Raw genomic sequence first — 24,650 nt, 5'->3', positions numbered from 1 at the left:
AACACAGTAGTTAAGCTCGTAAACGCCGAAAGTACTTGGCTGGAAACGGCCTGGGAGGATAGGAAGTTGCTGATTAAACTTAGCGGGGGCTAGCATCTGCTAGCCCAGCTAAAAACTTGGTTCTGCTACAAGAATCACTTGACAAAGTATCAACTTTACGTTATACTGAGTAAGTCGTAAAGATAGGGGTATAGCTCAATTGGTAGAGTAGCGGTCTCCAAAACCGTTGGTTGTGGGTTCAAGTCCTACTGCCCCTGCCAACTAAATTACATATGACTCAGTAGCTCAGCTGGATAGAGTGTTTGACTACGAATCAAAAGGTCGGGGGTTCGAATCCCTCCTGGGTCACCATCTTATGCGGGAGTGGCGGAATTGGCAGACGCACCAGACTTAGGATCTGGCGCCATTGGCGTGGGGGTTCAAGTCCCTTCTCCCGCACCAATTTTAAAGATAAGCGAATAGTTATATTCGCTTTTTTTGTATATCTAGTGTAAGAATATAAATTTAAGTGTTGATACAAGGAGGTTGCTATGAAAGTTACAGACTTAAGCTTTTTAGCATCTGCGGTTTCTGGTTTACGTGAAACTCGTTGGAACAAAGAAATATTCAAAGCCTTTTTCTTCGGTCTTACTGTAGGTGCATATTTAATTTATGCAGCCCTTCATTATATTGAAGAGTCCACGAATACGGCGATTAAAGAAAACCTAGAATAATCACAGGGGCTATAGATAACTATAGCTCTTTTTCATATAAGAAAGGAAATACTATATGTCGATGACATATAAGCCTATATTAGATATAAAAGGGACTATGAAGGATATTGTAGACTCTTTTTATAAAAAAGGCGCTACCCAAATCTATGGGTTAGGAGGATCACAGAAATCTTTTCTGTATAGTCAAGCTACATTAGAAGGTGAGCAAAGACCAACCCTTATTGTGACCCATGATAAAACCCATAAAGAGTTATGGGAAAGGGATATACAATGTCTATTACCAGATGCTAAAGTATTATCTTATCCTATTGTGGATCGATCTCTTTCACAATGGACGGCAAAAAGTTTAGATACACAGGCAAAACGGATGGAGACCTTAGGGAATCTAGCTTTGGGTAAACCAGTGATTGTATTAGCTACCATAGAAGAAGCTAGTCAATTTGTAGGCGAACCTTGTACCGTGTTAGATCATATGTTAACGCTTCAGGTAGAGCAAGACATAGATCAGCAAATCCTGTTAGAAAAATTAGTGCAAATTGGATATGAACGAGTGGACCAGGTGGAATATCGTGGTCATTTTAGCGTGCGTGGAGATATTTTAGATGTATTTCCTATCCAAAGTGAATTTCCTTTTCGTCTTGAATTTTTTGGCGATACGATTGATACTATGCGTCAGTTCAATGTGGATACGCAACGCTCTATGGGGGAAACTTCGGAATGTATGGTCTTACCTATACACGCAGATAATGATGAAGAAACTTGCTCTATACTCTCTTATTTAAGTAGTGGCGTATTAATTTTAGATGAGCCAAAACGGTTAGAAGAAGCATTAGGTAAAGTTCATAAGGAAGATGCGACGAATGAAGAGTTATATCTGCGTTGGAAGGATTGGAAAGCATCTTCGAAGGCGCATACCACTATTTTATTCAGTATGATGCAACGCTCTGCAGGGTGGGGGAAGGTACAGACCATCGGTATGATGGGAAAATCTATTGCCTCCTATGAGCGGCAAATTCCAATGCTTATGGATGATATTAAGTTTAATGCATCCTTGAATAGACAAATTGTATTGGTATTACACAATCAGCAACGCCGTGAAGCAATAGAAAGTGCGTTACTTGAAAATAAGATATCCTATGTGTATCGAGATACATGGGAATGGACAGCACCTGCAGTTCTTATTGTGGAGGGCATACTTTCAGAGGGATTTGAATTACCACATTCAAATCTAACGGTCATCACAGAAGGGAATATTTTTGGCTTTCAGAAGAAAAAAATTCGTAAGAAAGTAGATAAAGGTCAGGAGATTAAATATTTTACAGATATTACCGTTGGGGATTATGTAGTACATAGCATCCATGGTATTGGTAAATATCGAGGACTGAAGACCATAGAGACGGAAGGCATTCATCGAGATTATATTGAAATTGATTACGCTGGTACAGATCGTTTATTTTTACCGGCAGACCATTTGGATCAATTACAAAAATATATTGGTAATGAAGGCGTTACGCCCAAATTACATAAAATGGGTGGTAAGGAATGGATTAAGACAAAATCGAAAGCCCAAAAATCTATTGATGATTTAGCAGATACCTTAGTAGAGTTGTATGCGAAACGAGAACTTATAGAGGGCTATGCATTTTTACCAGATCAACCATGGCAACGAGAGTTTGAAGACCAGTTCCCGTATGAAGAGACTGATGACCAACTACAAGCGATTCAAGAGATTAAGGCGTCGATGGAATTACCACGCCCTATGGACCGACTGTTATGTGGGGATGTTGGATTCGGTAAAACAGAAGTGGCTATGCGCGCTATGTTTAAAGCTGTTATGAGTGGTAAGCAAGTAGCTATGTTAGTACCCACAACGGTGCTTTCAGAGCAACATTTTAAAACATTTATGTATCGATTCTCACAATTTGGAGTGCGCGTAGAAGTGTTAAATCGATTCCGGTCAGCGAAAGAAAAGAAGGAAATTATTAAGGCTGTACAAGATGGACAGGTAGATATCTTAATCGGCACACATGCGTTATTAAGTAAGAAAATTCAATTCCAAAGGTTAGGCCTATTAGTAGTAGATGAAGAACAACGGTTTGGGGTGGCACAAAAAGAAAAGTGGAAACAATGGGCTACTAATATTGATATTTTAACCCTCAGCGCTACGCCAATACCACGGACCTTGCATATGTCCTTGGTAGGGGTTCGTGAAATGAGTGTCATCCATACGCCACCGATGGAACGATTACCAGTGCAAACCTATGTTGTGGAGTTTGATATGCAAGTAGTGACGGAAGCTATTCGTCGTGAGCTACAACGAGGTGGACAGGTATATTTTGTGTACAACAAGGTACAGTCTATTGCGCATATGGAAGAACAGTTACAGCGAGCTATGCCGGATCTACGCATTGCAGTGGCTCATGGACAAATGGCGGGCACCATGATGGAACATGTGATGCAGGATTTTACAGAAGGACAATATGATGTGCTCTTATGCACTAGTATTATTGAAACGGGCTTAGACATTCCAAACGCCAATACCATTATTATTTACGATGCAGATCATTTGGGCTTGTCACAGTTGTATCAAATGCGCGGACGAGTAGGGCGTTCTAGTCAACGGGCGTATGCGTATTTTATGTATCGCCCAGATAAGGTGTTAAATGAAAGTGCCGAAAAACGGTTGAAGGCCATCCAGGAATTTACCGAATTAGGCGCAGGATTTAAGTTAGCTATGCGCGACATGGAAATTCGAGGGGCAGGTAATTTATTAGGTGCGCAACAACATGGTAATATCGCAGCTGTCGGCTTTGCTATGTATGCTGCCATGTTAGAAGAAGCGATTGCAAAAGCTCAGAAAAAAGACATGCCAGACCGTCCATTACCAGCACCAGTGGTGGATGTAGGCATAGATGTCTTTATCGATAGTGATTATATTCATGATGAGGCACGAAAGATTTCTGTGTATCAACGATTACTACAAATTGATACAAAAGCTGGTTTAGACGATTTTGTAGATGAATTAATTGACCGGTTTGGATCTCCTACAAAACCAGTGGAACGTCTCATTAAATTGGCCATGATTAAGGAACGAGCTCGCTCTTTAGGTATGAAGAGTGTCATTCGTAAGGATGGGAATATTCTCTTTACTTGGCAAGATGAGTCTAAAATGGAAGACTGGGATATGGGTGCCATCAGTGAAGATATATGGAAACATATGAAACATCGAGGCTCAAACCCCACTGTATGGGCCTATACATTACAATCTGGCGATGTAATCCGCCAAGTAGAACAAGTACTGAGTGAATTTGAACGAAAACTTCCAAAGGAGGGCTAATATGACAGGATTTATGAAAGGAGCTATGATCTTAACCGTAGCAGGGTTATTGGTGAAGGTCATAGGGGCGGTCAGTAAAGTCATTGTAGCCCGTATCTTAGGAGGCGAAGGGGTGGGTCTGTACCAAATGGCCTATTCTTTGTATCAACTAATTATCAGTATTGGAGCAGCAGGATTACCAGTCGCTCTTTCTATTATGATTGCTCGCAAAGTGGGACAAGAGGACTATAGAGGAGCTCGGCATATTTTCAAGGTAGCATTGACTACTATGGGGATGCTAGGTGTATTGCTAAGTGTAGCCTTCTATATTGCTATTCCTTATGTTATCGAAATCGGATTGATTACAGATAACCGAGCAGAAGGTGCGTTATTAGCGGTAGCACCTGCCATTGGGATTGTTTCTTTATTGGCCTGTTTTCGAGGTTATTTTCAAGGATTTCAAAATATGTTGCCTACTGGTATATCACAGGTATGTGAACAGTTAGGGCGTGTACTAGTGATGGTGGGGGCAGCTATCTACTTTTTACCACAGGGGATTGAACTAGCCTCTAGTCGTGCGGCCTTATCTTCTGTCATTGGCGTAGGCTTAGGATTAGTGGTGTTACTGTATTATTATGGTCGAGAATCTAAATTAGAAGGACAAATATTTCCTTTAGAATCACCGAAGACCATTATAAAAGACTTAATGACACTAGCCTTTCCAGTGGCCGTAGCCAATATTATGATACCTCTCATTGGAGCCATTGATTTATGGCTAGTACCACAACAATTGATGCTATCTGGTTATGGCAAAGAAGAGGCCACAACAGCATTTGGATATTTAACAGGCATGGCGACCTCTCTTATCAGCTTGCCTGTTATAGTGACTATGTCCTTAGCCACTAGCTTAGTACCGGCCATATCTAGACTGCATAGAGAACGAGATAGAGAAGAAATCCATCATCGCATGGAGACCGCGCTACGGATGACGAATATCGTAACTATTCCTGCCTTTGTAGGATTATGTGTATTGGCTACACCGATTTCTCAGATGATGTTTGATACCCCTAATGCAGGTGGATCTATTGCTGTTCTTAGTACTAGCATTTGGCTACTAGGTGTACAACAAGTAACAACCGGTGCCTTACAGGGGTTAGGACGTACGGCGATTCCTATGTTTACGTTACTCTTAGGGGCAGTATTAAAAATTTTATTAAATCTCTATTTAACACCGCAATGGGGGATAGAAGGGGCTGCGTGGGCCACTAATGTAGATTTTGGTATAGCTGCAGTAGCAAACTTGTATATATTGTATCGAAGTACATCATTTACTATTTCTTTCCTAGAAATTGGAAAAATTCTATTCTCCTCCTTAGCCATGGGTGGTGGCACAGTGATGTTTTATAATTTTATGAGTACTATCCTATCTAATACCATGAGTGTAGCAGTATCTATTCTTTTAGGAATTGTACTATATGTATTAGCACTAAGTATAACGAAAACCATGCAGGTGAAAGAGTTTACAGGTTTGGCAAAACAAGCCATGAAGAAAGGTGGTTCTAAGTGAGTCAAAAAGAAACGAGTTCCTTTACATTGGATCCATTAGTAGATGTATTAGCTGAATTACGAGGCCCTAATGGATGTCCTTGGGATAAATTACAAACACATAGTTCACTACGTAGATATTTGCTAGAAGAAGTATATGAAACATTAGAAGCCATTGATGAAAAGAATGTGGACCATTTACGGGAAGAATTAGGAGATTTATTGTTGCAAATCGTGTTTCATGCACGAGTGGCAGAGGAAAATGGATATTTTACCATGCAAGATGTGGTGAATGATATTACCGCTAAAATGGTGAGACGACATCCGCATGTGTTTCAAAGGGCAGACCGAGAAACAGTAGGAGATACATTAGCAACTTGGGAAGAATTGAAAGCAAAAGAAAAAGGGCATGAACGCACATCTATTTTGGATGGAATTTCTCCAGGATTACCAGCTTTATTACGGGCTCAAAAATTACAAGAGAAAGCAAGTAAAGTGGGGTTCGACTGGCCTAGTGAAGAAGGGGTATGGGCTAAGTTTTATGAAGAAATAGATGAATTTAAGCAAGAAATATTCAAAAAAGACATAGAAAAAGCGGAAGAAGAGGGGGGAGATGTACTTTTTTCCTTGATAAATCTGTTTAAATGGTATAAAATAGTCGGAGAAAACGCACTACACCGCACAAATACAAAGTTTATACGGCGATTTTCTTATGTGGAAAAAAAGGTCCAACAGAGTGGAAACAAATGGGAGGATTTTACTCTCAAAGAGCTAGATGAATTTTGGGAGGCGGCAAAGGTGGAACTTTAATCGCATGATTAAGTTAAAAGAATACTATTTTTAAGGGAGGTTCAATCATGAACAAAACTGAATTAATCGCAAGCGTTGCAGCTAAAGCTGAATTGACAAAAAAAGATGCTGAAAAAGCAGTAAAAGCTTTATTCGACACAATTGGCGAAGCATTAGCTAAAGAAGAAAAAGTACAAGTAATTGGTTTTGGTACTTTCGAAGTTCGTACTCGTGCTGAACGCATTGGCCGCAACCCTCGTACGAAAGAAGAAATGACAATTCCAGCATCCAAATCCCCAGCTTTCAAAGCAGGTAAACAATTAAAAGACCTTGTGAACACACCAGCTGCTAAAGCATCTACTAAAGTTCGTAAAAAATAATTCAGGATATTCCTAAAATACAAAAAGAACGCTACAGTTCCTCTGCAAATTGATATTTTCTTAGATTTGCATGGAAATGATAGCGTTCTTTTTTATACGTAATATTCATATCTCTTCGAATCTATGATAGAATAGACATAATGTAATTGCTTAGTAAGAATCAGTGGGGTAAACATACATCATTAGAGGCTATCTAAAGAAAGGAGGGCACATGGGTCAACGTATTTTAATTGTATCGGCGTCAATTGGTACGGGTCATACGCAAGCGGCACTGGCGATTCAAGAATATTGGCAACAGAAAGATCCAAGTGCAGTCGTACATCATGTAGACTTTTTAGGGACAGATACATTTTCCTTTGATAACCTATTGAAAGAAACCTATTTTAAAATGTTAGACTTCTTTCCTTTTCTCTATGATATTGTCTATCGTTGGTCTGGTGCTGAATGGAAAGGAAGCGTAGCCCAAACGGTAGTGTCTTGGATGCTAAAGAATCGGATGGAAAAACTCATAGAAAAGGAAGAGCCAGATTTAATTGTGTGTACCCATCCATTTCCTTGTGGGGCAGCAAGTGTGTTGAAACGACATCGAAAAATAGAGATTCCTATTGTAGCCGTTATGACTGACTTTGCAGCCCACCAATTTTGGCGCTATGATGAAATCGATGCCTATCATGTAGCTACGCCATCCATGGTGTATGAAGTGTTGAACATGGGCGTACCTTTAGAAAAAATTCATGTCACAGGGATTCCTATCATGCGTCACTTCTTTACACCTTTAAAAGAACCCTATGGCAGTGATTCTTGTAAGAGGGTATTGCTCATGGGTGGTGGACTTGGATTAGGCTGTGTAGAAGAAGCCTTACAACGGCTAGATCATGTACCGGGAATTGATGAAATTCATGTAGTGGCAGGCTTGAACGATGGGTTATATAACTCTTTGCATCATATGAAAGAATCCTTACGAACGCCTATTTCCATATATGGCTATACCAATGAAATCCCTGAATTGATGCGGAAGGCGACATTGCTTGTGACAAAGCCAGGGGCATTGACTTGTATGGAAGGCGTTACCATAGGCGTACCTATGGTATTTTTCAATGCCATTCCTGGACAAGAAGAAGCTAATGCAGAACTGTTAGAACAAAAGGGCTGTGGCAAATGGGCACGTCATATTGAAAACTTGGATGATGTAGTAGGTGCTTTATTACAAAACCACGAACGCTTACAGGCTATGCATGAAGCAGCGAAGGCTTGGAAAGTAGATGGAGCAGCGGAAATCGTAGCTGCTTGTGAGGACATGCTGGCACATAAACAGGAGATGCTTGAATAGAAAGATAAGATAATACAGGATTTAGGATGCCGACTAGTATGGCCTCCTACTTATACAGTTGTAATAAAAAAGGCTGTCACAACATGTAAATTACATGGTGCGACAGCCTTTTTGCCGTATTACTCGCTATAGGAGTCCATTTCAGAATCGTAACGCTCAATATTTTCATTGCGAATATCTTGCAAAGTATCTAGCAATTCTTCCGCACTTTCCACACGAAGGAATAATTCTTTTAGTTCCTCTCCATTTGGAAGTGTTACGCTCCATTGAAATGCATCATTATCATCATACACGGATACAATTACAGGTGTATCCATTGCAGTAGGAATACGTCCATCTTCATCGGAAATAATGGCATATTGACCATCTTCCTCTTCGCTACCATCAGATAGTTCGTATAATAGGACATCTCGTTCGTCAACTTCTACAACTTCAAAACCAATATCTTCAAACTCTTGCTGAACCGTGTCAGTGTCCATGACAACCTCCTTATAAAATAATGAATATGTTACTTTCATTCTAATCCATGACAGTAGGTGTGTCAATGGAGGAATGTGTGTTTACAAAGATATAAAATTTAGATATGATAACAATGGTTTCAATAGATAATATACCTTAGATACGTAGGATATTAGCAAATGTATTGAAAGGAAACACATGAACATCTTAACATTACAAAATATAGAAAAATCGTATGGCACCCGGCTATTGTTTAAAAACGTAAATGTCACCATAGCGTCTCATCATCGCATTGGCTTAATTGGCGTCAATGGGACAGGTAAAACAACTTTATTGCAGGTGTTGGAAGGAACACAAGAACCAGATACAGGTAGTATAGAACGGAATGGGAAGGCTACGATTCATCGATTGGAACAAGATCCGTATATTGATGAAAGTAGTACCTTGCTAGATAATGTATTATTAGGAGACCATCCTAAACTTTCACTGGTTCGAGATTTTGAAAGAGCTTTACAAGACCCAGAATCCTCGCAGTATATGAAATTATTAGCGCGCATGGATGAAGAAGATGGCTGGGTTGTAGAACAAGAAGCAAAAATGATATTGACACGCCTTGGCTTTCATGATGTACATGGGCCAGCAAACTCATTATCTGGGGGACAACGACGAAGATTAGCATTAGCTAGAGCCTTGGTCTATCCTTGTGATTTATTATTGCTTGACGAACCGACGAACCATTTGGATGAGGCCACCATTGAATGGCTAGAACTATACTTAAAAGATAGAAAAGGGGCTGTATTATTGAGCACCCATGATAGATATTTCCTAGATGCCGTATGTAACACCATATGGGAACTATCGAATCAGACTATATATGAATTTCAAGAGACTTACGAAACCTATGTATCCTTGAAAGAAGAACGAGAAGCACAGTTAGATGCCATTGAGGAAAAGCGCAGAAAACTGATTGCCAGTGAATTACAATGGGTGCGCCGTGGTGCAAAGGCGCGTACAACAAAACAAAAGGCAAGGTTGCAACGGTTCGAGCAATTGAAAGCTATGGAAAAACGACAAAAAGTAGGCACTGTGGATCCCGTAGTATTAGCCTCTCGCTTAGGAAATACCATCTTTGATATAGAGCACTTGTCCTTTGCGTATCCTACAGGACGAGAAGTGATTAGAGACTTTACGTACCATATGGTACGTCATGACCGAATTGGTGTGGTAGGACCTAATGGGATTGGTAAGACTACGTTGATGAAGCTATTCCAAGGGTCCCTAGAACCGACAGGTGGGACTATGGGGCGTGGAGAAACAGTTCGGATTGGATATTTCTCGCAACAATTGCCGACCTTTAAAGAGGACCAACGGGTGTTGGACTATATTCGAGAAAATCGCTCGTATTTGCACTTGCCCGATGGCAGTTCCTTAAGTGCAGGTCAATTATTGGAACGCTTTTTATTTCCTCCATCCCACCATGGTTTGCCCATCCGTAAACTGTCTGGTGGGGAAAAGCGAAGATTATTTTTACTTCGCATCTTAATGGATGCCCCCAATGTGCTACTCCTAGATGAGCCTACCAATGATTTAGATATTCCAACCTTAGAAGTCTTAGAAGAGTTCTTAGATTCTTATAGCGGTATTGTCATCACCGTGTGTCATGATCGGTACTTCTTAGACCGGGTGGTAGATAAACTCTTTGTATTCACTGGAGCAGGCCATATCGAGATATACCATGGTGGTTACTCTGATTATGAAGCGGATACGAAGCTAACGAGCGCCATGGGTGGTGATACAAAACGTGGTGTCCTACGTCATGCTGTGCAGGTACAGGGTGGATCCGCTGGTTCTAGGGGGCAAAATGCGGAACACCATGCCAATGAAGGGATGGTGTTGCATGCTGAAAGTGGAGGTGTACAAAACCTGTCACGTGATATAGGCATAGATGTGAATATTAGTATGAATCCAGAAATAGTATCGACTACAATAGATAGCAATGAAGGTGCTAAAAAGAAACTGACCTTAAGGGAGATGAAAGAACTTGAACAATTAGAATTTCGCATTGCGGAACTAGAAGGTCTAGTGAAAGCCTATGATGCTATGATTGCTCAAGGGGGTAGTGACTATGAAGCCATTGAAAGTACTATCAAAGAACGAGAACAAGTGGTAGAAGAGTTGGATATGAGTACCTTCCGTTGGTTGGAATTGGAGGAGAGAAAATAGCTTATTATCAGTGTTTTAAACAAAATTTGTTTGACATCATAGAGGGATATCGAAAAAAATAGTTGTACTTTCTTTAAATTTATGTTATTATACAAAAGTCTTTTCAATATATTTAAGTAAATGGATATAACAAAACTTTATGGAATACATATACAAATCATAGATATAAATTACTAGAGGAAACATGGATACTCTATTAAAAATATAAAGATGAATTGTATATGTGGAATGAATTTTGTTATATGATTCAGAGAAGATTAAGTAATTTTATGTTTTTAGTAAGAGGTACTAACAATGAAAAAACATTTAGCAGTATTAGCTGCCACAGCAGTATTGGGTGTGACTTCTGCATTCGCAGCAAACCCATTCTCCGACGTAACTCCACAAGATTGGGCATACCAAGCAGTAGCTCAATTGGCTTCCCAAGGTATCGTTAACGGTTACCCAGATGGCACATTCAAAGGCCAACAAAACATCACTCGTTATGAAATGGCTCAAATGGTAGCTAAAGCTTTAGTTCGTCAAGATCGTGTTGACGCTGAACAAAACGCTATCATCAACCGTTTGGCTAACGAATTCTCCGCTGAGTTGAACAACTTAGGTGTTCGTGTTTCCACATTGGAAAACAAAGTGGGTAACTTCAAATTCACTGGTGATGCACGTGTTCGTTACCAAGGTTCCAATACTGTAGAAAATGCATATGTAAATGATATTACATTTGGTGATGCTGAAGAAGCAGATGTTGATGCAGCTGATGCAGCTGATGTAGATGTAAACGATGAATCTTTAGCAGTAGATGAAGATAATGTAAAAGCAGTTACAAAAAAACGTTCTAAAATTGACTACCGTGCACGTGTACAATTCGAAGCTACTGTAAACGACAACACTAAAGCAGTAGTTCGTTTAGCAACAGGCGATAAAGAATTCGGTGCAGCTGGAAATCCTACTACAACATTAGATCGCATCTATGTACAACATAATTTTGGTAAATATGCGACTGCTTCCGTAGGTCGTCAAGATATCTTGATCGGTAGCGGTTTAACTTATGACAGCGCATTTGAAGGTGCAAAAGCAACTGTAGGTAAAGATAAATTAAATGCAACAGTAGCACATGGTTACATGGTTGGTGGTGACTTCGAAAACCTTTCTCGTGAAGATCGTTACCAAACAACAGTTTACCAAGTAAATGCAAAAGTAGGTAAACATGTAGATGCAAAAGGTTACTATGTACAAGACCATGGTCAAAACTCTGAAAACTACTTTGGTGGAGCATTAGATACACACTTCGGCGCTCATAATAAAATTTGGGTTGGCGGTGAATTCGCTAAATTCGAATCCTTCGGTAAAGAAGGAAATGCTTGGACTGCAGGTATCGGTTACGGTGCATACGATATCTCCAAAGCCGGTTCTTGGAATGTAAAAGCTCAATATTTCCGTAATGGAGAAATGAGCCCTGTAACTATTCCATCCTCTAAATTACCTAAAGCTTCTACAGATGACTTCAAAGGTTGGTTAGGAACTGTTAACTATACAGTAGCTAAAAATGTTGGTTTAACAGCATATGCACAATTACGTGGTAAACATCTTGATGGTTATGAATTACCTGACTACTACCGTGCAGACCTTAACTACAAATTCTAATTTGATAGTTACACATATAAAAGAACTCCTTCGGGAGTTCTTTTTTATATGATAAATGATAGATTGTAAATAGGATTGCTCCATATACTTAGGTAGTGTGTTAAAAGTATGGGTAAATATATTCAATTTTTATTTGCAATTTAAGTGAAACTTGGGGCTAAGTAAGTATTCATTTATTATCTCGATCTAGGAGTTTTAAAGGTCTAAAATGCTGTAAGAAAAGATTGGAATAATACATGTTATAGCAAATAGTTAGATATGGTTATTAAAAGTATATATATTTTGCGTGCGAAAATAAACGAAACGCTTATTTATTGGGAAGTATTTGCTTTATATGGATATCCTATGATATGATACTTTCGAGTCAAGTATGTTTGCTATGATTTAGATTATAGGTATGTCATTACTGAATGTTGAGGAAACATGGACACTCCATGAAAAGTAATGCGATGATATAATCAGTCAAGCTATACGTAGGAGACGGTGTATATTATTTTATTTTATTTTTCATTGAGAGGTAATTATCATGAAAAAACATTTAGCAGTATTAGCTGCAACAGCAGTATTGGGTGTTACTTCTGCATTCGCAGCAAACCCATTCTCCGACGTAACTCCACAAGATTGGGCATACCAAGCAGTAGCTCAATTGGCTTCCCAAGGTATCGTTAACGGTTACCCAGATGGTACTTTCAAAGGCCAAAACAACATCACTCGTTATGAAATGGCGCAAATGGTTGCTAAAGCATTAGTTCGTCAAGATCGTGTTGACGCTGAACAAAATGCTATCATCAACCGTTTAGCTAACGAATTCTCCGCTGAGTTGAACAACTTAGGCGTTCGTGTTTCCACATTAGAAAACAAAGTGGGCAACTTCAAATTCACTGGTGATGCTCGTCTTCGTTACACTGGTAAAAACGATGCTCGTGATTCTAAATTCGACTACCGTGGTCGTGTAAAATTCGAAGCAACTGTAAATGACAATACGAAAGCAGTAGTACGTTTAGCGGGTAGCAAAGAGTTCGGTGCAGAGGGTGCTCCTAAAGCTGAACTTGACCGTGTATATGTACAACATAACTTCGGTAAATATGCAACTGTAGCTGCTGGTCGCCAAGATTTGATAGTTGGTAATGGTCTTGCATTTGATGGTGCTTTTGAAGGTGTAGTTGCTACAGCTGGTAAAGATAAATTGAATGCGTCTGTGGCATATGGCTATCTACAAAGTGGAACATATGGTAAATTAGAACTTGATAAAGCGACTCGTGCTGAAAACTCCCAAGTAACAGTATATCAATTGAACACTATGCCAACTGAAAAATTAGCAGTAAAAGGTTTCTATGCTGATGCTCATGAAAAAAATGTACATAATGCATATGGTGCATCTCTAGATCTTAAACTTGGCAACAAAGTTTGGGCTGGCGGTGAATATGTGAAAACAGAAACTCAAGGTGCTAATGGTGAAGCTTGGACAGCGGGCTTAGGTTATGGAAATTATAACATGGCAAAACAAGGTACTTGGTCTGTTAAAGGTCAATACTACAATATTAAAAAAGATGCGCCTGTAATCGATTCCGCACTAGGTTTAGCGAAAAAAGGTAATAAAGGTGTATATGCAACAGCTAAATATGCTGTAGCTAAAAACGTAGGTCTTGCAGCTACTGCTACTATTGATACTAAAGATCAAGCTAACAAAGCACAAGCTGAATCCTATCGTGCAGAACTTAACTACAAATTCTAATTTGCTAGTTACATATACAAAAGAACTCCTTCGGGGGTTCTTTTTGTTTTATCAGAGCTATCATTTAGTTCTTTGTCAAGTTTTAAGGGGAGCAATTAAGGCTCTATAATAAATGCTGAGGACTCTAGATAAAACGTGCCGTTAGTATTCGGTAAAGAGTTTTAGATTTTAGCAAAGAAATAAATGCTAATTGAAATTTTTTCTTAATTAAAAACTACATATCGTGCAATAAAACGATAAAAGGGTATTGAGTTTTATCTGTTGTTGTGTTATGATAGTTACAAGTCAAATAAGAATAATATAGATTAGAGGATAGTGATGTATCTGCTAGTATGTGAGGAAACGTGGACACTCCATTGAAAAGTAGTACAATGATATGCTCGAATCTATCTAAGCTTAGGAGACGGTGTATATTATTTTATTTTTCATTGAGAGGTAATTATCATGAAAAAACATTTAGCAGTATTGGCTGCCACAGCAGTATTGGGTGTAACTTCTGCATTCGCAGCAAACCCATTCTCCGATGTAACTCCACAAGATTGGGCATACCAAGCAGTAGCTCAATTAGCTTCCCAAGGTATCGTTAACGGTTACCCAGATGGCACTTTCAAAGGCCAACACAATATCACTCGTTTTGAAATGGCTCAAATGGTAGCAAAAGCTATGGCTCGTCAAGATCGTGTTGACGCTGAACAAAATGCTATTATCAACCGTTTGGCTAACGAGTTCGCAACTGAGTTGAATAACTTGGGCGTTCGTGTTTCTACATTGGAAAACAAAGTAGGCAACTTCTCTTTCACTGGTGATGCTCGTCTTCGTTACCAACACTCTAAAGTAGAAAATGAAGATAAATCTGAAACTTATAAATCTAAATTTGATTATCGTGGTCGTGTGCAATTTGCGGCAACTGTAAATGACAATACTAAAGCAGTAGTTCGTTTAGTTGGCGAAAAAGAATTCGGTGCAGCAGGTAATCCAGAAACTAGCCTTGACCGTGTATATGTACAACATAACTTCGGTAAATATGCAACAGCTACAGTAGGTCGTCAAGATTTAGTAGTTGGTAATGGCCTTGTATACGATGATGCATTTGAAGGTGCAGTAGCGACAGTTGGTAAAGATAAATTAAATGCATCTGTTGCCTATGGTTACTTACAAGGTGGTAGCTATATTAATGAAGCTGGTAAAAAAGTAGAATTTGATAAAGCTGAACGTAAAGATAATTCTCAAGTAACAGTTTATCAATTAAACACTATGCCAACTGAAAAATTAGCGGTAAAAGGTTTCTATGCTGATGTTCATGAAAAAGGCGTAAATAGTGTATATGGTGCATCTGTTGATGCTAAATTAGGCTCCAAAGTTTGGGTTGGTGGCGAATATGCTAAACAAGAAACTAAAGGTGCAGCAGGTGAAGCTTGGACTGCAGGCCTAGGCTATGGCGAAGCTGATATGGCTAAAGCTGGTACTTGGGGTGCAAAAGTTCAATACTTCGACTTGAAAAAAGCAGCTCCAGTAGTATCCAATACTTGGAACTTGAATGATCAAAACCAAAACTACAGAGGTTACCTAGCAACTGTAGACTACACTGTAGCTAAAAACGTTGGTCTTTCTGCTTACGCTACATTCGACAGCAAGAAAAAAGATGACAACAATAAATCTGTTAACTTGCCAGAATACTACCGTGCAGAACTTAACTACAAATTCTAATTTGATAGTTACACATATGAAAAGAACTCCTTCGGGAGTTCTTTTTTTATGTAGTTATATGTGTTATGAACGATTGATATAATAATACTTTGTCAATGACTTTAACAGGAATAAGAAGCTTTTACAATCTCTACATTACAATCTACAGGAACCATGATATAATAGAAAATAATTTATCTCTTTGTTAGGAAATGGAAGGTGTTATAATGAATGATTGGTTGTTCTCGCTTATCAATGGTATGGCCAACCACAGTGTGATAGTGGATGCATTGATGATATCGATTTCTAAACTAGTGCCGTACTTATATATACTCATATTGGCTTGGTTATATGTGAAAGGTTTCCGTACAGGCAGCTTTAAACTTCGTGGTGAAAGTTTCGCCACAGGTGTGCTGTTAGTCATCTGTCTGATTGGCAGTTTCATACTAGGCTCCATGTTCTATGAAAATCGTCCTTTTGTGGACCATCCAGATGCCATCTTAATTTTAAATCATGCAGCGGATGCTAGCTTCCCAAGTGACCATGCAGTAGGAACTATGGCCATCGCTTGCGGGATCTTATTTTATCGTTGGAATCAAGGTACATGGATGGTATATGGCTCTATCTTAGTGGGATTTTCTCGTGTATTTGTGGGGAATCATTACCCTGGGGACATACTAGGGGCTTTCATCCTTGTGTGGATTTTGACTGCTATCTACAATAAAACTATACGTCGTGGCGTGGTACGAATGTATAGAGGATTAGATGTACGACTTATGCGAGAGTACGTAAGACGATTTCAAAAACAAACAACCGTGTAGGAATATAGGAGGTTATCATGGATTTTCAAAGTTCTGCAGGTCCGAATCAATATAGTGATTCTGTCTATGAAGTAGTGTTTACACCAGTCTTGGAGCGCCCTGAGTATCAAGGAGAGCCATTGCATTCTTTATTGTTAGAATTGCGTGAGAAAATGGGACAATCTGATTTTGATCAATATATCAACAGTTTAATTTCTATCAAATATAATGGGACAGCCTTGTGGTTGATTACGAAAAGTGAACGCAATCGTACATTAATCGAAGGTCGATTCTTACCACTGTTGCGTGAAGTGTTTAAGGTGACGGCACCACGGATTATTTCGCAACCATAAGTGTACGTTAACTAGTTAAGGTCTGATAATAGATAACAGCTTCTATTGTCAGATCTTTTTAGTATGTATAGTATACGATTTAAGGATGAGAAATACATCTTTATCAAATGCGAAGGTTAGGCACATATAGATAATTTTAAGAGTTAATATAGAGCCGTATATACTTGGTATACACTTCTTTCAATAATTTAATAACTGAGAAAAATTATCATTGACATAATACAAAACGTGACGTATGATAAGTATTAAGAAGTGTGTTTATGTAACCCAACAAACAAGGAATTAATATGGAGGCATATATGAATCAACGTGGTATTGTGTTAGCAACATTTGGATCCATCTACGGAGATGCGGTGGAAGCATCTGTAGGTGCTATGGAACGACGGATTAAGGAAATGTATCCTGGTGTAGAAGTGCGTCGTGTATTTTTATCAGATGCATTAGTGGATAAATGGAATGAAAAATATGAAGCAAACGTATTTACTTTAACGGGTGCCATTGAAAGTTTGGCTACTGCAGGGGTAACGGAGATTTTTGTTCAGCCATTTGCATTAGTATGGGATCAATGTTATGTACAAATGCGTAAAGAAGTGATGAAAGAAGCTCATGATCGTGGCTTGCATGCTACAGTAGGCAAACCATTGTTGAACTCTTTAGGGGTGAAAAATTATGCAGATGATTATTCCGATACTATAGAAGCAATTATTAAGCACATTAACATTCGTGCGTTAAATAAAACTGTATTGCTCATGGCAAATGGTCAAAACCAATTGGAATATAGTGCGTTACAATTGAAATGTTTGTATGGAGCAGGGCAAAATGTAGTGGTATTCACAGCCAATGGGTTCCCTAACTTTAAACAAGCATTGACATTGTTAGAACGCTTAGATCATCAAGAAGTATTAGTGGTGCCTTTGGCATTGATTGGCTCCGCTCACTTAATGGATTACTTAGGAGGCGAACGATCTGATTCTATTGCTACTTTGTTAGGACAACAAGGGTATGGTGTTTCTATTTGGAATGAAGGCCTAGGAGAAAATCCATACATTCAAGAATTATTTGTGAAACATTTATCCCAAGTGATTCGTAGTGCTGAACGTCGCACTTTGCGTCAACGTGAAACAGGAGACGGCAAACCTGTTGTGAAACACGGCACTTTCAGAACCGCATAAGACAATATGAACTATCGCATATCATGATACGTCATGGTATGCGATTTTTTGATTGTTAAAGGAATATGGAGTATAATGAAAGATAATGATGACGAACGATGATGGTAATCTGAAAAAATAGATGCCAACACAATTCATAACAAGGGGAATAGACTCATGGGACATACAAAGCTAACTAACTGGATACATGGACTACAGTTAGATGTAAAAGGATTACTTTGGTTTTCTGCACTATTTATGGTGTTTCGGATTGCCTTTATTGCACTCTTTCAAGATCAATTAGGGGAGGTTAGTTTAGGAGATATTCTTGAGGCACTATGGCTAGGGTTTCGTATTAGTTTAAAAACAGCAGGTGCTATTGTATTACTCAGTTTTTTATTTTCCACGCTACCCGGTGTTCTATGTAGAGAAGGGTGTAAATGGTATTCACCTTGGGCAATACGTCGATGGATGTATGGAATTAGTACCGCTATATTTACATTTTTATTTTGCTTACGTATTCCTTACTTTACAATCTTCCATGCTAGCTTTAATGCTATGATTATCAACGGAGCTCATGACGATATTGGAGCTACGTTGCAAACCGGGATTTCTGAATATGGATTGCTTTGGCGCTTACCCTTAGCGATTGTCTTCTGTGCTGTTATGGTTTATGTCTTTATGAAAGTATATACTAACCGCACATGGAATATAGAAGTAAGTGGTAAGGCTAAACAAATTGCTACAGTATTAGGGTCTATTTTCTTAGTAGTTGCAGTGGGTATTGGACTACGTTTTGGCGGAGCTTTTACCTATAATGGTTCCATCCATTGGGAAAATGCAGCACGGACGAAGTCTAATCTATTAAATGAAGCGATTTTAGATGATGGACAAGCCTTGAAACGAGTGTTTACCATTTATGAACGGTCTAAACAAGCGAAGAAAATTACCATCACAGGAGCTGAGCTCAAAGATGTGATCCAATCTGTGGGAGGAAATCCACAGGCTGCTACCATTGATGAAGCTTTCACACGGACCATTACAGAAGAAAAATTACCTACTCAGCCGCATAATGTTATCTTTGTGTTAGGTGAAAGCTATGGTTTATGGCCGTTCTTGCCAAACTATGAAGAATTAGGTACTTATATTGTACAAGAAGGCAAGGCAATTCAGAGTTCGCCAAAAGCGATTCACACGAAATATATGCTAGCTCATGGTACGGGCACTATGCCAGCTGTTAATGGATTTGTCACAGGCTTAGCTGATGCTGGTTTATATCCGAACTATGAAGGGCAGTCCTATAAATCGAAGTATGGTACTGGTATTGCACAAATGATGAAGCATTTTGGATATAAAACGGTGTTCTGGTATGGTGGATTTGGGACTTGGCAAGATGTGGAACGATTTGCCCTAGCGCAAGGCTTTGATGAGTTTCACGGTGCTACGAGCTTTCCCTATGAAGGTGGTAATGCTTGGGGAGCCCCTGATGGAGATTTGTTTAAGGCGATTACCAATTATGTAAAAGGGGAAGAACCAGGTGAAAAAGTATTCCACTTTATTATGACATCCTCTAATCATCCACCGTATTCGGTAGATTTAGCAAAAGCTGGTTTTGATGCGTCAAAGGTAATTGGTAAAGGCGATGACTCTATCAAAAAGGATGACAAAACGGTGAACGAAATCGGCCATTTCTGGTATGCAGATATGACAATGGGTAACATGATTCGTGAGGTAGAAGCAATAGATCCTACGATGTTAACCTTGATTACAGGTGACCACTCTGAACGTTTTAGTTTTGCTACCCAAGTGGATATTCCAACTTTCTCGGCTATTCCTTTTATCGTCTATGGACAAGGCGTAAACCCTAGTTGGCTGAGTAAAAGTAGCTTTGGTAGTGCCTTGCAAATTAATCCTACCTTGGCAGAGCTAGTAGGTCGTAAGGGCGATACCTATATGAGTTTAATGCCGAGCTTGTTTACATCGCCTAAGATGGGTTTTAACCATCGATTATATGTTGACAATAGTGGTATACACGAACAAGGGGCATCCATGCCAGAAGAGTATGCGAAGTATATTAAAGCATTGCGGACCATTAGCGTATGGCGGATTGTTCGAGGGAATACGGTGGAGTAGTTTCTTTTTGTATAGGAGTGCATAGAGAATATGAATATTTTAGTAACAGGTGGCTGTGGCTTTATAGGTAGCCACTTCTTACGATACATGATGGACATCTATGCAAAGGACTTCTTTATATGCTTAGATGCGTTAACCTATGCAGGAAATAAGAATAATATAAAAGACTTACTAGAAGATTCTAGGTTGACTATGGTGGAAGGGAATATTCGAGATGCTTCTTTCGTAGATACTTTGTTTGTTACGTATAAGCCAGATGTGGTAGTGCATTTTGCAGCAGAAACTCATGTGGATCGAAGTATTATTGGACCACAAGTATTCTTAGAGACGAATGTTGTTGGAACAGGAATTTTATTAGATACTTGTTTACGACATGGTATAGAACGATTTCATCATGTATCTACTGATGAAGTATATGGCACATTACCTTTGCAAGGAGGGAGCCCATTTACGGAACAAAGCCCGTTACTACCTAGTAGCCCTTATGCAACCTCGAAAGCATCCTCAGATTTGTTGGTGTTGAGCTATTATAAAACCTACGGATTACCTATTACTATTTCTAGATGTTCTAATAATTATGGAACTCATCAGTATCCGGAAAAATTAATTCCCCTTATGATACAACGCGCTTTGCAGGAGGCACCATTGCCAGTTTATGGTGATGGATTGAATGTACGAGATTGGATTCATGTTGTGGACCATTGTAGGGCTATTGATACCATTTTACAAGCAGGCGTAATAGGAGAAGTATATAATATAGGTGGTGGCAAAGAAATTGCAAACATCGATTTAGTAAAACAAATCCTAGGTATACTAGATAAGCCTTATGAACTCATTACTTATGTGAATGATCGCTTAGGCCATGATTTACGCTATGCTGTTGATAGTAGCAAAGTACAAAGCTTAGGATGGAAACCGGAGTATACCATGGAGGATACTTTAACAGGGATTGTGGAATGGTATAGGAAGAATATTATATAATTTGATAAATTGTATTGTTATATTGTGGTGAATTATGGAACTCTCAATTTTACAAGGATTACAACAAGATATTAAAATTTTTCTGTTAAGTCCTATACTATGTGCTATTTTTAGATTTTTATTTATCTACTATTTTGCACCGAATCGAACGTATAAAGGTCAAGAACAAAAATGGTATACATGCTTTAACTATGGATTTTGGTGGGGTATGGACTTTAATGCCTATGTATTACTATTTTTATTTTTACTAGTAACATTACCTTCAATAGAGATTGAATCTATTCACGTTCATAGTGATTTTATTAGAGCGATTTTGGGAACTTTATATTTCTTTGTAGTATATGTAGCTTTTTTGGGAAAGTTAATTTTTTATTATCATTATAAAGATACATATAATTCAAATTTGCGATTAGGAAGAAATGCAGATAAAAGAAATTTATTAGATATTTTCTTTAATCAAAATCATGGATGGTGGATTTTACTATCCTTGCCAATCTATACAGTGGGGATATATTACTTTCTTAGTTGGCTATTAGGTTTAGGAACTATTGCTGTACCGACCGTTTATTCAGGGTATATGTATTATACATATAATACTGTAATTGTTATAGCTACGGTGGTTGTATATTACTGGTTCCGTTATGGGGGCACATTTAAGCATCGTAATAAGCCTGAATGGGATACAGTACCTGAAATAGTCAAGCGAGATATGTTTTTTGCTAAAGCTTGTATTGATGATTTGATTGCTTTTGAATTAGCTATTCGAACAAAACCACAAGAAATACTAACGCATAGTGATGAGGAATCTATCCAAATTTTAACGCCCTTGATTAAGGTTGAACAGGATTTAGTAGGTACAATCTGGAACTCTATGCGAAAAAAAACGACAGGGCCAAGAATTAAAAAGCCTAAAAAGATATTTTTAATTGTAGAAGAAAGCTATAGTCAGTTCGCATTTGATGATATATATATAGATATACCCATTGCTAATGCAGGCAGATTAATTCGCGAACAAGGTATTACAATTAGTATTGATAATTTTTTAGCAGGTGGCTTAATATCTCAACCATCTATTAGTTCAATGTTAAATGGTATTTTCGATGTCAATTTAGAGTTGAATGAAATGTTTTATTTTTGGAATCATCGATTACCAACATCAATGGCTCAACAGATGTCGAAGCTAGGATATACAACTTCATTGTGGTATGGAGGATCCTTATCCTGGTCAAGTTTAGGTTTATTTGCTAAGGCTAATGGTTTTCAAAAATTATATTCAGGATTTGATATTACACCTAGTGATACACCATATACGTGGTTGGGCGTATATGATCATCTTTTTTTTGATGGAATACAAAAAAAACTACAAGAACAAGATCAAGACACATTTGAGTTTCATTTTATTTATACTACGTCTAATCATGCGCCATATACAATACCAGTTGAAAAATATGGTCTTGAAAAAGAACAGTTTATTAAAATATTACCAACACATATACAAAAATATGTAAATGATATTGGAACATATGCGTATTGTGACGACTCTTTAACTCAATTTGTGCGTTATATTCAAGAAACTTATGAAGATAGTCTAGTTATAGTAACAGGGGACCATACGAGAAGGTTACCTATGCCATCTCAGGACATTAATAGGGTACACACCTTACGGGAGGATATTAGTACAGTATTTTATATGTCACATAAAGATTTTGACAAAGATTTATTAAATGGTGTAAGGATAGGAACGCATATGAATATTCTGCCAACTATTATGGAATTAATAGCGGTTAAAGAGCATGAATATATAAGTTTATTCCCATCTTTGTTTGAACAACAAGAACTTATTGTAACCCCATATCATTGGATAAGTAATAGTCATATTGGTTTCTTTAAAGATCAACGTGTAGAGACATTAGATGGACGTCCTATATATGATTATAATTTAAACGGTATAGTTGCATTACAACAGGCTTATATAGAAGTGACAGGTGCAATTCTTAGAAATCTAATAAAACCCTCTGTTTAGTAGATGCTTTACGTTGTTATCATATAATTGTATAACATCAAAAATAAATATTTCTATGATGAAATATTTGAAAGGGAAAAAATGGGTAATTTATTTGGTACAAGCTTTACATATCGTAAATTATTTGGTGAAAAGGTTATGTTTATAGTTCCACACCAAGATGATGAGATGAACATGGCTGCTAGTGCGTTAATAGGAGCAATTGATGAGGGACTAGAGGTTATTTTAGTATATACAACGAATGGAGATTATGAATATTCCTTTGATATAAGGCAAAAAGAAGTTTATAATATGGCTAGAATTATAGGATTACCTTATGAGAATATAATATTTTTAGGGTTTGCGGATAATATATCTAATGAGTTGTTTAGTAATCCAGAACAAATAGTGATAAGTCGTAAAGGAAATAATACCACGTATGGAAATGAAATTTCTCGAGATTTTTTTTCTAGTTTAACAGGTCAAGGCAAAACTTATACATTAAGAAATTATATGCTTGCAATAGAAGAAGTTATTTGTAAACATTTACCGGACTCTATAGTAGCAACAGATTATGATAAGCATATCGATCATAGATTATGTTCTATTTATGTTGAAAAAGTAATTGCTAAACTTTTGAAAGAAAATATTTGGAATGGAAAGGTTTTTAAAGGATTTGCATATTCGACAGGTTATGAAGGGGTAAGAGATTATTTTAAAATTCATTTATTATCAACAAAAGTAAAGTATAATATACAGTTAGATAATCCTAGTTTGTTGTGGGAAAATCGTGTACGTTTACCAGTTACAGATATGTGCAGAGATTCAATGATTATAAACAATCCGATATATTGTGCGATGGCAGCACATATTTCACAAAAAGCATATAGTCGAGGAGAATTACTTATTAATGGGGACCAAGTATTTTGGGAGAAAAGAACTGATAATAAAGCGTTACATGCAACATTTGATGTATCTAGTGGTGACGCAAAGTACCTTAATGATTTCTTGAAATTTAATCCGTCAACACTTGAGTCTTTTGCAGAATTTTATAAAAATAATATGTGGAGACCAGATAGTAATGATAGAAAGCCATCAATAAATATTTACTTTTCTGAAAATAGTTTAATTAGTAGATGTATATTTACCGGATTATTTTCTAATGATTTAGATGTTGATATAGCTTTGGAAGAAAGCTGTAAATCTGTTGGATATCATATAAAAAAATTAAAAACAGAGGTTATAATTGATTTTGATCAGCATATAAATACTAGTTTTTTAAAGTTTTATTTTAGTGATAATGATTTTTCTATTTCTGAGGTTGAAATTTTTGAAGAGAATAAATTGTATGAATATTGTCATATTTTATGTAATAATGAGTTTATGTATAGTTGGATAGTTTTTCCTTGGGAA

18 protein-coding genes and 3 tRNA genes are annotated in these 24,650 nt (G+C 37.8%); 20 read left to right on the top strand and 1 reads right to left on the bottom strand.

Annotated features, from left to right (window positions below):
- Positions 1-184 precede the first annotated feature (184 nt).
- The 9 genes from EO111_RS08085 (at position 185) to EO111_RS08045 (ending at position 8,073) form a co-directional block, all read left to right on the top strand.
- Positions 185-260: transfer RNA gene (locus EO111_RS08085), tRNA-Trp, on the top strand.
- Positions 261-274: 14 nt separating this feature from the next.
- Positions 275-351, top strand: a tRNA-Arg gene (locus EO111_RS08080).
- A 6-nt stretch (positions 352-357) separates the two neighbouring features.
- Positions 358-441 (top strand) — tRNA-Leu (locus EO111_RS08075).
- 89 nt (positions 442-530) lie between these two features.
- The gene (locus EO111_RS08070; protein ID WP_009353527.1) at positions 531-713 is read left to right on the top strand and encodes a hypothetical protein; all 183 of its coding nucleotides are present in this window, start codon (positions 531-533) and stop codon (positions 711-713) included.
- Positions 714-768: 55 nt separating this feature from the next.
- Positions 769-4,050: a transcription-repair coupling factor gene (gene mfd, locus EO111_RS08065; RefSeq protein ID WP_127011244.1), complete on the top strand. Its 3,282-nt coding sequence runs from the start codon at positions 769-771 to the stop codon at positions 4,048-4,050.
- A 1-nt stretch (position 4,051) separates the two neighbouring features.
- Complete coding sequence (locus tag EO111_RS08060) at positions 4,052-5,596, top strand: polysaccharide biosynthesis C-terminal domain-containing protein (RefSeq protein WP_127011243.1); 1,545 nt, start codon at positions 4,052-4,054, stop codon at positions 5,594-5,596.
- Entirely contained in the window at positions 5,593-6,384 is a 792-nt protein-coding gene (mazG, locus tag EO111_RS08055; protein WP_127011242.1) for a nucleoside triphosphate pyrophosphohydrolase, read from the top strand. Before EO111_RS08060 ends, mazG begins: the two co-directional genes overlap by 4 nt.
- Before the next feature lie 47 nt (positions 6,385-6,431).
- Positions 6,432-6,743, top strand: a complete 312-nt coding sequence (locus tag EO111_RS08050; RefSeq protein WP_127011241.1) for an HU family DNA-binding protein — start codon at positions 6,432-6,434, stop codon at positions 6,741-6,743.
- A 211-nt stretch (positions 6,744-6,954) separates the two neighbouring features.
- Positions 6,955-8,073, top strand: coding sequence for a glycosyltransferase (locus EO111_RS08045; RefSeq protein ID WP_127011240.1), 1,119 nt, complete (start codon positions 6,955-6,957; stop codon positions 8,071-8,073).
- A gap of 119 nt (positions 8,074-8,192) precedes the next feature.
- On the opposite strand, the gene EO111_RS08040 is transcribed toward EO111_RS08045, so the two are convergent.
- Positions 8,193-8,552, bottom strand: a complete 360-nt coding sequence (locus tag EO111_RS08040) for a hypothetical protein (protein WP_127011239.1) — start codon at positions 8,550-8,552, stop codon at positions 8,193-8,195.
- A gap of 178 nt (positions 8,553-8,730) precedes the next feature.
- Here EO111_RS08040 and EO111_RS08035 point away from each other — a divergent pair, with 178 nt between their 5' ends.
- From EO111_RS08035 to EO111_RS07985, 11 genes are all read left to right on the top strand, one after another.
- On the top strand, positions 8,731-10,755 hold the full coding sequence (locus tag EO111_RS08035; RefSeq protein ID WP_127011238.1) for an ABC-F family ATP-binding cassette domain-containing protein: 2,025 nt from the start codon (positions 8,731-8,733) through the stop codon (positions 10,753-10,755).
- Positions 10,756-11,049: 294 nt separating this feature from the next.
- Positions 11,050-12,396, top strand: coding sequence for a putative porin (locus EO111_RS08030; RefSeq protein WP_127011237.1), 1,347 nt, complete (start codon positions 11,050-11,052; stop codon positions 12,394-12,396).
- A gap of 526 nt (positions 12,397-12,922) precedes the next feature.
- Positions 12,923-14,131, top strand: coding sequence for an S-layer homology domain-containing protein (locus EO111_RS08025; RefSeq protein ID WP_127011236.1), 1,209 nt, complete (start codon positions 12,923-12,925; stop codon positions 14,129-14,131).
- Positions 14,132-14,575: 444 nt separating this feature from the next.
- Positions 14,576-15,838 (top strand): S-layer homology domain-containing protein, encoded by a 1,263-nt coding sequence (locus EO111_RS08020; RefSeq protein WP_127011235.1) that lies wholly within the window; start codon positions 14,576-14,578, stop codon positions 15,836-15,838.
- A 206-nt stretch (positions 15,839-16,044) separates the two neighbouring features.
- Positions 16,045-16,638 (top strand): phosphatase PAP2 family protein, encoded by a 594-nt coding sequence (locus EO111_RS08015; RefSeq protein WP_164727631.1) that lies wholly within the window; start codon positions 16,045-16,047, stop codon positions 16,636-16,638.
- 17 nt (positions 16,639-16,655) lie between these two features.
- Positions 16,656-16,970, top strand: a complete 315-nt coding sequence (locus EO111_RS08010; RefSeq protein ID WP_127011233.1) for a hypothetical protein — start codon at positions 16,656-16,658, stop codon at positions 16,968-16,970.
- Positions 16,971-17,269: 299 nt separating this feature from the next.
- Positions 17,270-18,142 carry a sirohydrochlorin cobaltochelatase gene (locus tag EO111_RS08005; RefSeq protein WP_240633680.1) on the top strand — a complete coding sequence of 291 codons (873 nt, stop codon included), beginning with the start codon at positions 17,270-17,272 and terminating at the stop codon, positions 18,140-18,142.
- 156 nt (positions 18,143-18,298) lie between these two features.
- The gene (locus tag EO111_RS08000; RefSeq protein ID WP_164727630.1) at positions 18,299-20,254 is read left to right on the top strand and encodes an LTA synthase family protein; all 1,956 of its coding nucleotides are present in this window, start codon (positions 18,299-18,301) and stop codon (positions 20,252-20,254) included.
- A gap of 30 nt (positions 20,255-20,284) precedes the next feature.
- Complete coding sequence (gene rfbB, locus EO111_RS07995) at positions 20,285-21,235, top strand: dTDP-glucose 4,6-dehydratase (RefSeq protein ID WP_127011231.1); 951 nt, start codon at positions 20,285-20,287, stop codon at positions 21,233-21,235.
- 34 nt (positions 21,236-21,269) lie between these two features.
- Positions 21,270-23,258 (top strand): LTA synthase family protein, encoded by a 1,989-nt coding sequence (locus EO111_RS07990; protein ID WP_127011230.1) that lies wholly within the window; start codon positions 21,270-21,272, stop codon positions 23,256-23,258.
- A gap of 81 nt (positions 23,259-23,339) precedes the next feature.
- Positions 23,340-24,650: PIG-L deacetylase family protein (locus EO111_RS07985; protein WP_164727629.1), on the top strand; the 1,311-nt coding region annotated here is incomplete at its 3' end.

Source organism: Veillonella sp. CHU594 (genome assembly GCF_003992265.1).
In the GTDB taxonomy this organism is placed as follows: Bacteria; Bacillota; Negativicutes; order Veillonellales; family Veillonellaceae; genus F0422.
The sequence above is the reverse complement of the archived record's forward strand: the minus strand, read 5'-3'. Positions and strand labels throughout refer to the sequence as shown.

What these genes read in the sequence shown, in the direction of transcription:
- EO111_RS08070 (WP_009353527.1), top strand. Translation starts at nt 531, where the DNA reads ATGAAAGTTACAGACTTAAGCTTTTTAGCATCTGCGGTTTCTGGTTTA.
- mfd (WP_127011244.1), top strand. Translation starts at nt 769, where the DNA reads ATGTCGATGACATATAAGCCTATATTAGATATAAAAGGGACTATGAAG.
- EO111_RS08060 (WP_127011243.1), top strand. Translation starts at nt 4,052, where the DNA reads ATGACAGGATTTATGAAAGGAGCTATGATCTTAACCGTAGCAGGGTTA.
- EO111_RS08050 (WP_127011241.1), top strand. Translation starts at nt 6,432, where the DNA reads ATGAACAAAACTGAATTAATCGCAAGCGTTGCAGCTAAAGCTGAATTG.
- EO111_RS08045 (WP_127011240.1), top strand. Translation starts at nt 6,955, where the DNA reads ATGGGTCAACGTATTTTAATTGTATCGGCGTCAATTGGTACGGGTCAT.
- EO111_RS08040 (WP_127011239.1), bottom strand. Translation starts at nt 8,552, where the DNA reads ATGGACACTGACACGGTTCAGCAAGAGTTTGAAGATATTGGTTTTGAA.
- EO111_RS08035 (WP_127011238.1), top strand. Translation starts at nt 8,731, where the DNA reads ATGAACATCTTAACATTACAAAATATAGAAAAATCGTATGGCACCCGG.
- EO111_RS08030 (WP_127011237.1), top strand. Translation starts at nt 11,050, where the DNA reads ATGAAAAAACATTTAGCAGTATTAGCTGCCACAGCAGTATTGGGTGTG.
- EO111_RS08025 (WP_127011236.1), top strand. Translation starts at nt 12,923, where the DNA reads ATGAAAAAACATTTAGCAGTATTAGCTGCAACAGCAGTATTGGGTGTT.
- EO111_RS08020 (WP_127011235.1), top strand. Translation starts at nt 14,576, where the DNA reads ATGAAAAAACATTTAGCAGTATTGGCTGCCACAGCAGTATTGGGTGTA.
- EO111_RS08015 (WP_164727631.1), top strand. Translation starts at nt 16,045, where the DNA reads ATGAATGATTGGTTGTTCTCGCTTATCAATGGTATGGCCAACCACAGT.
- EO111_RS08010 (WP_127011233.1), top strand. Translation starts at nt 16,656, where the DNA reads ATGGATTTTCAAAGTTCTGCAGGTCCGAATCAATATAGTGATTCTGTC.
- EO111_RS08005 (WP_240633680.1), top strand. Translation starts at nt 17,270, where the DNA reads ATGAATCAACGTGGTATTGTGTTAGCAACATTTGGATCCATCTACGGA.
- EO111_RS08000 (WP_164727630.1), top strand. Translation starts at nt 18,299, where the DNA reads ATGGGACATACAAAGCTAACTAACTGGATACATGGACTACAGTTAGAT.
- rfbB (WP_127011231.1), top strand. Translation starts at nt 20,285, where the DNA reads ATGAATATTTTAGTAACAGGTGGCTGTGGCTTTATAGGTAGCCACTTC.
- EO111_RS07990 (WP_127011230.1), top strand. Translation starts at nt 21,270, where the DNA reads ATGGAACTCTCAATTTTACAAGGATTACAACAAGATATTAAAATTTTT.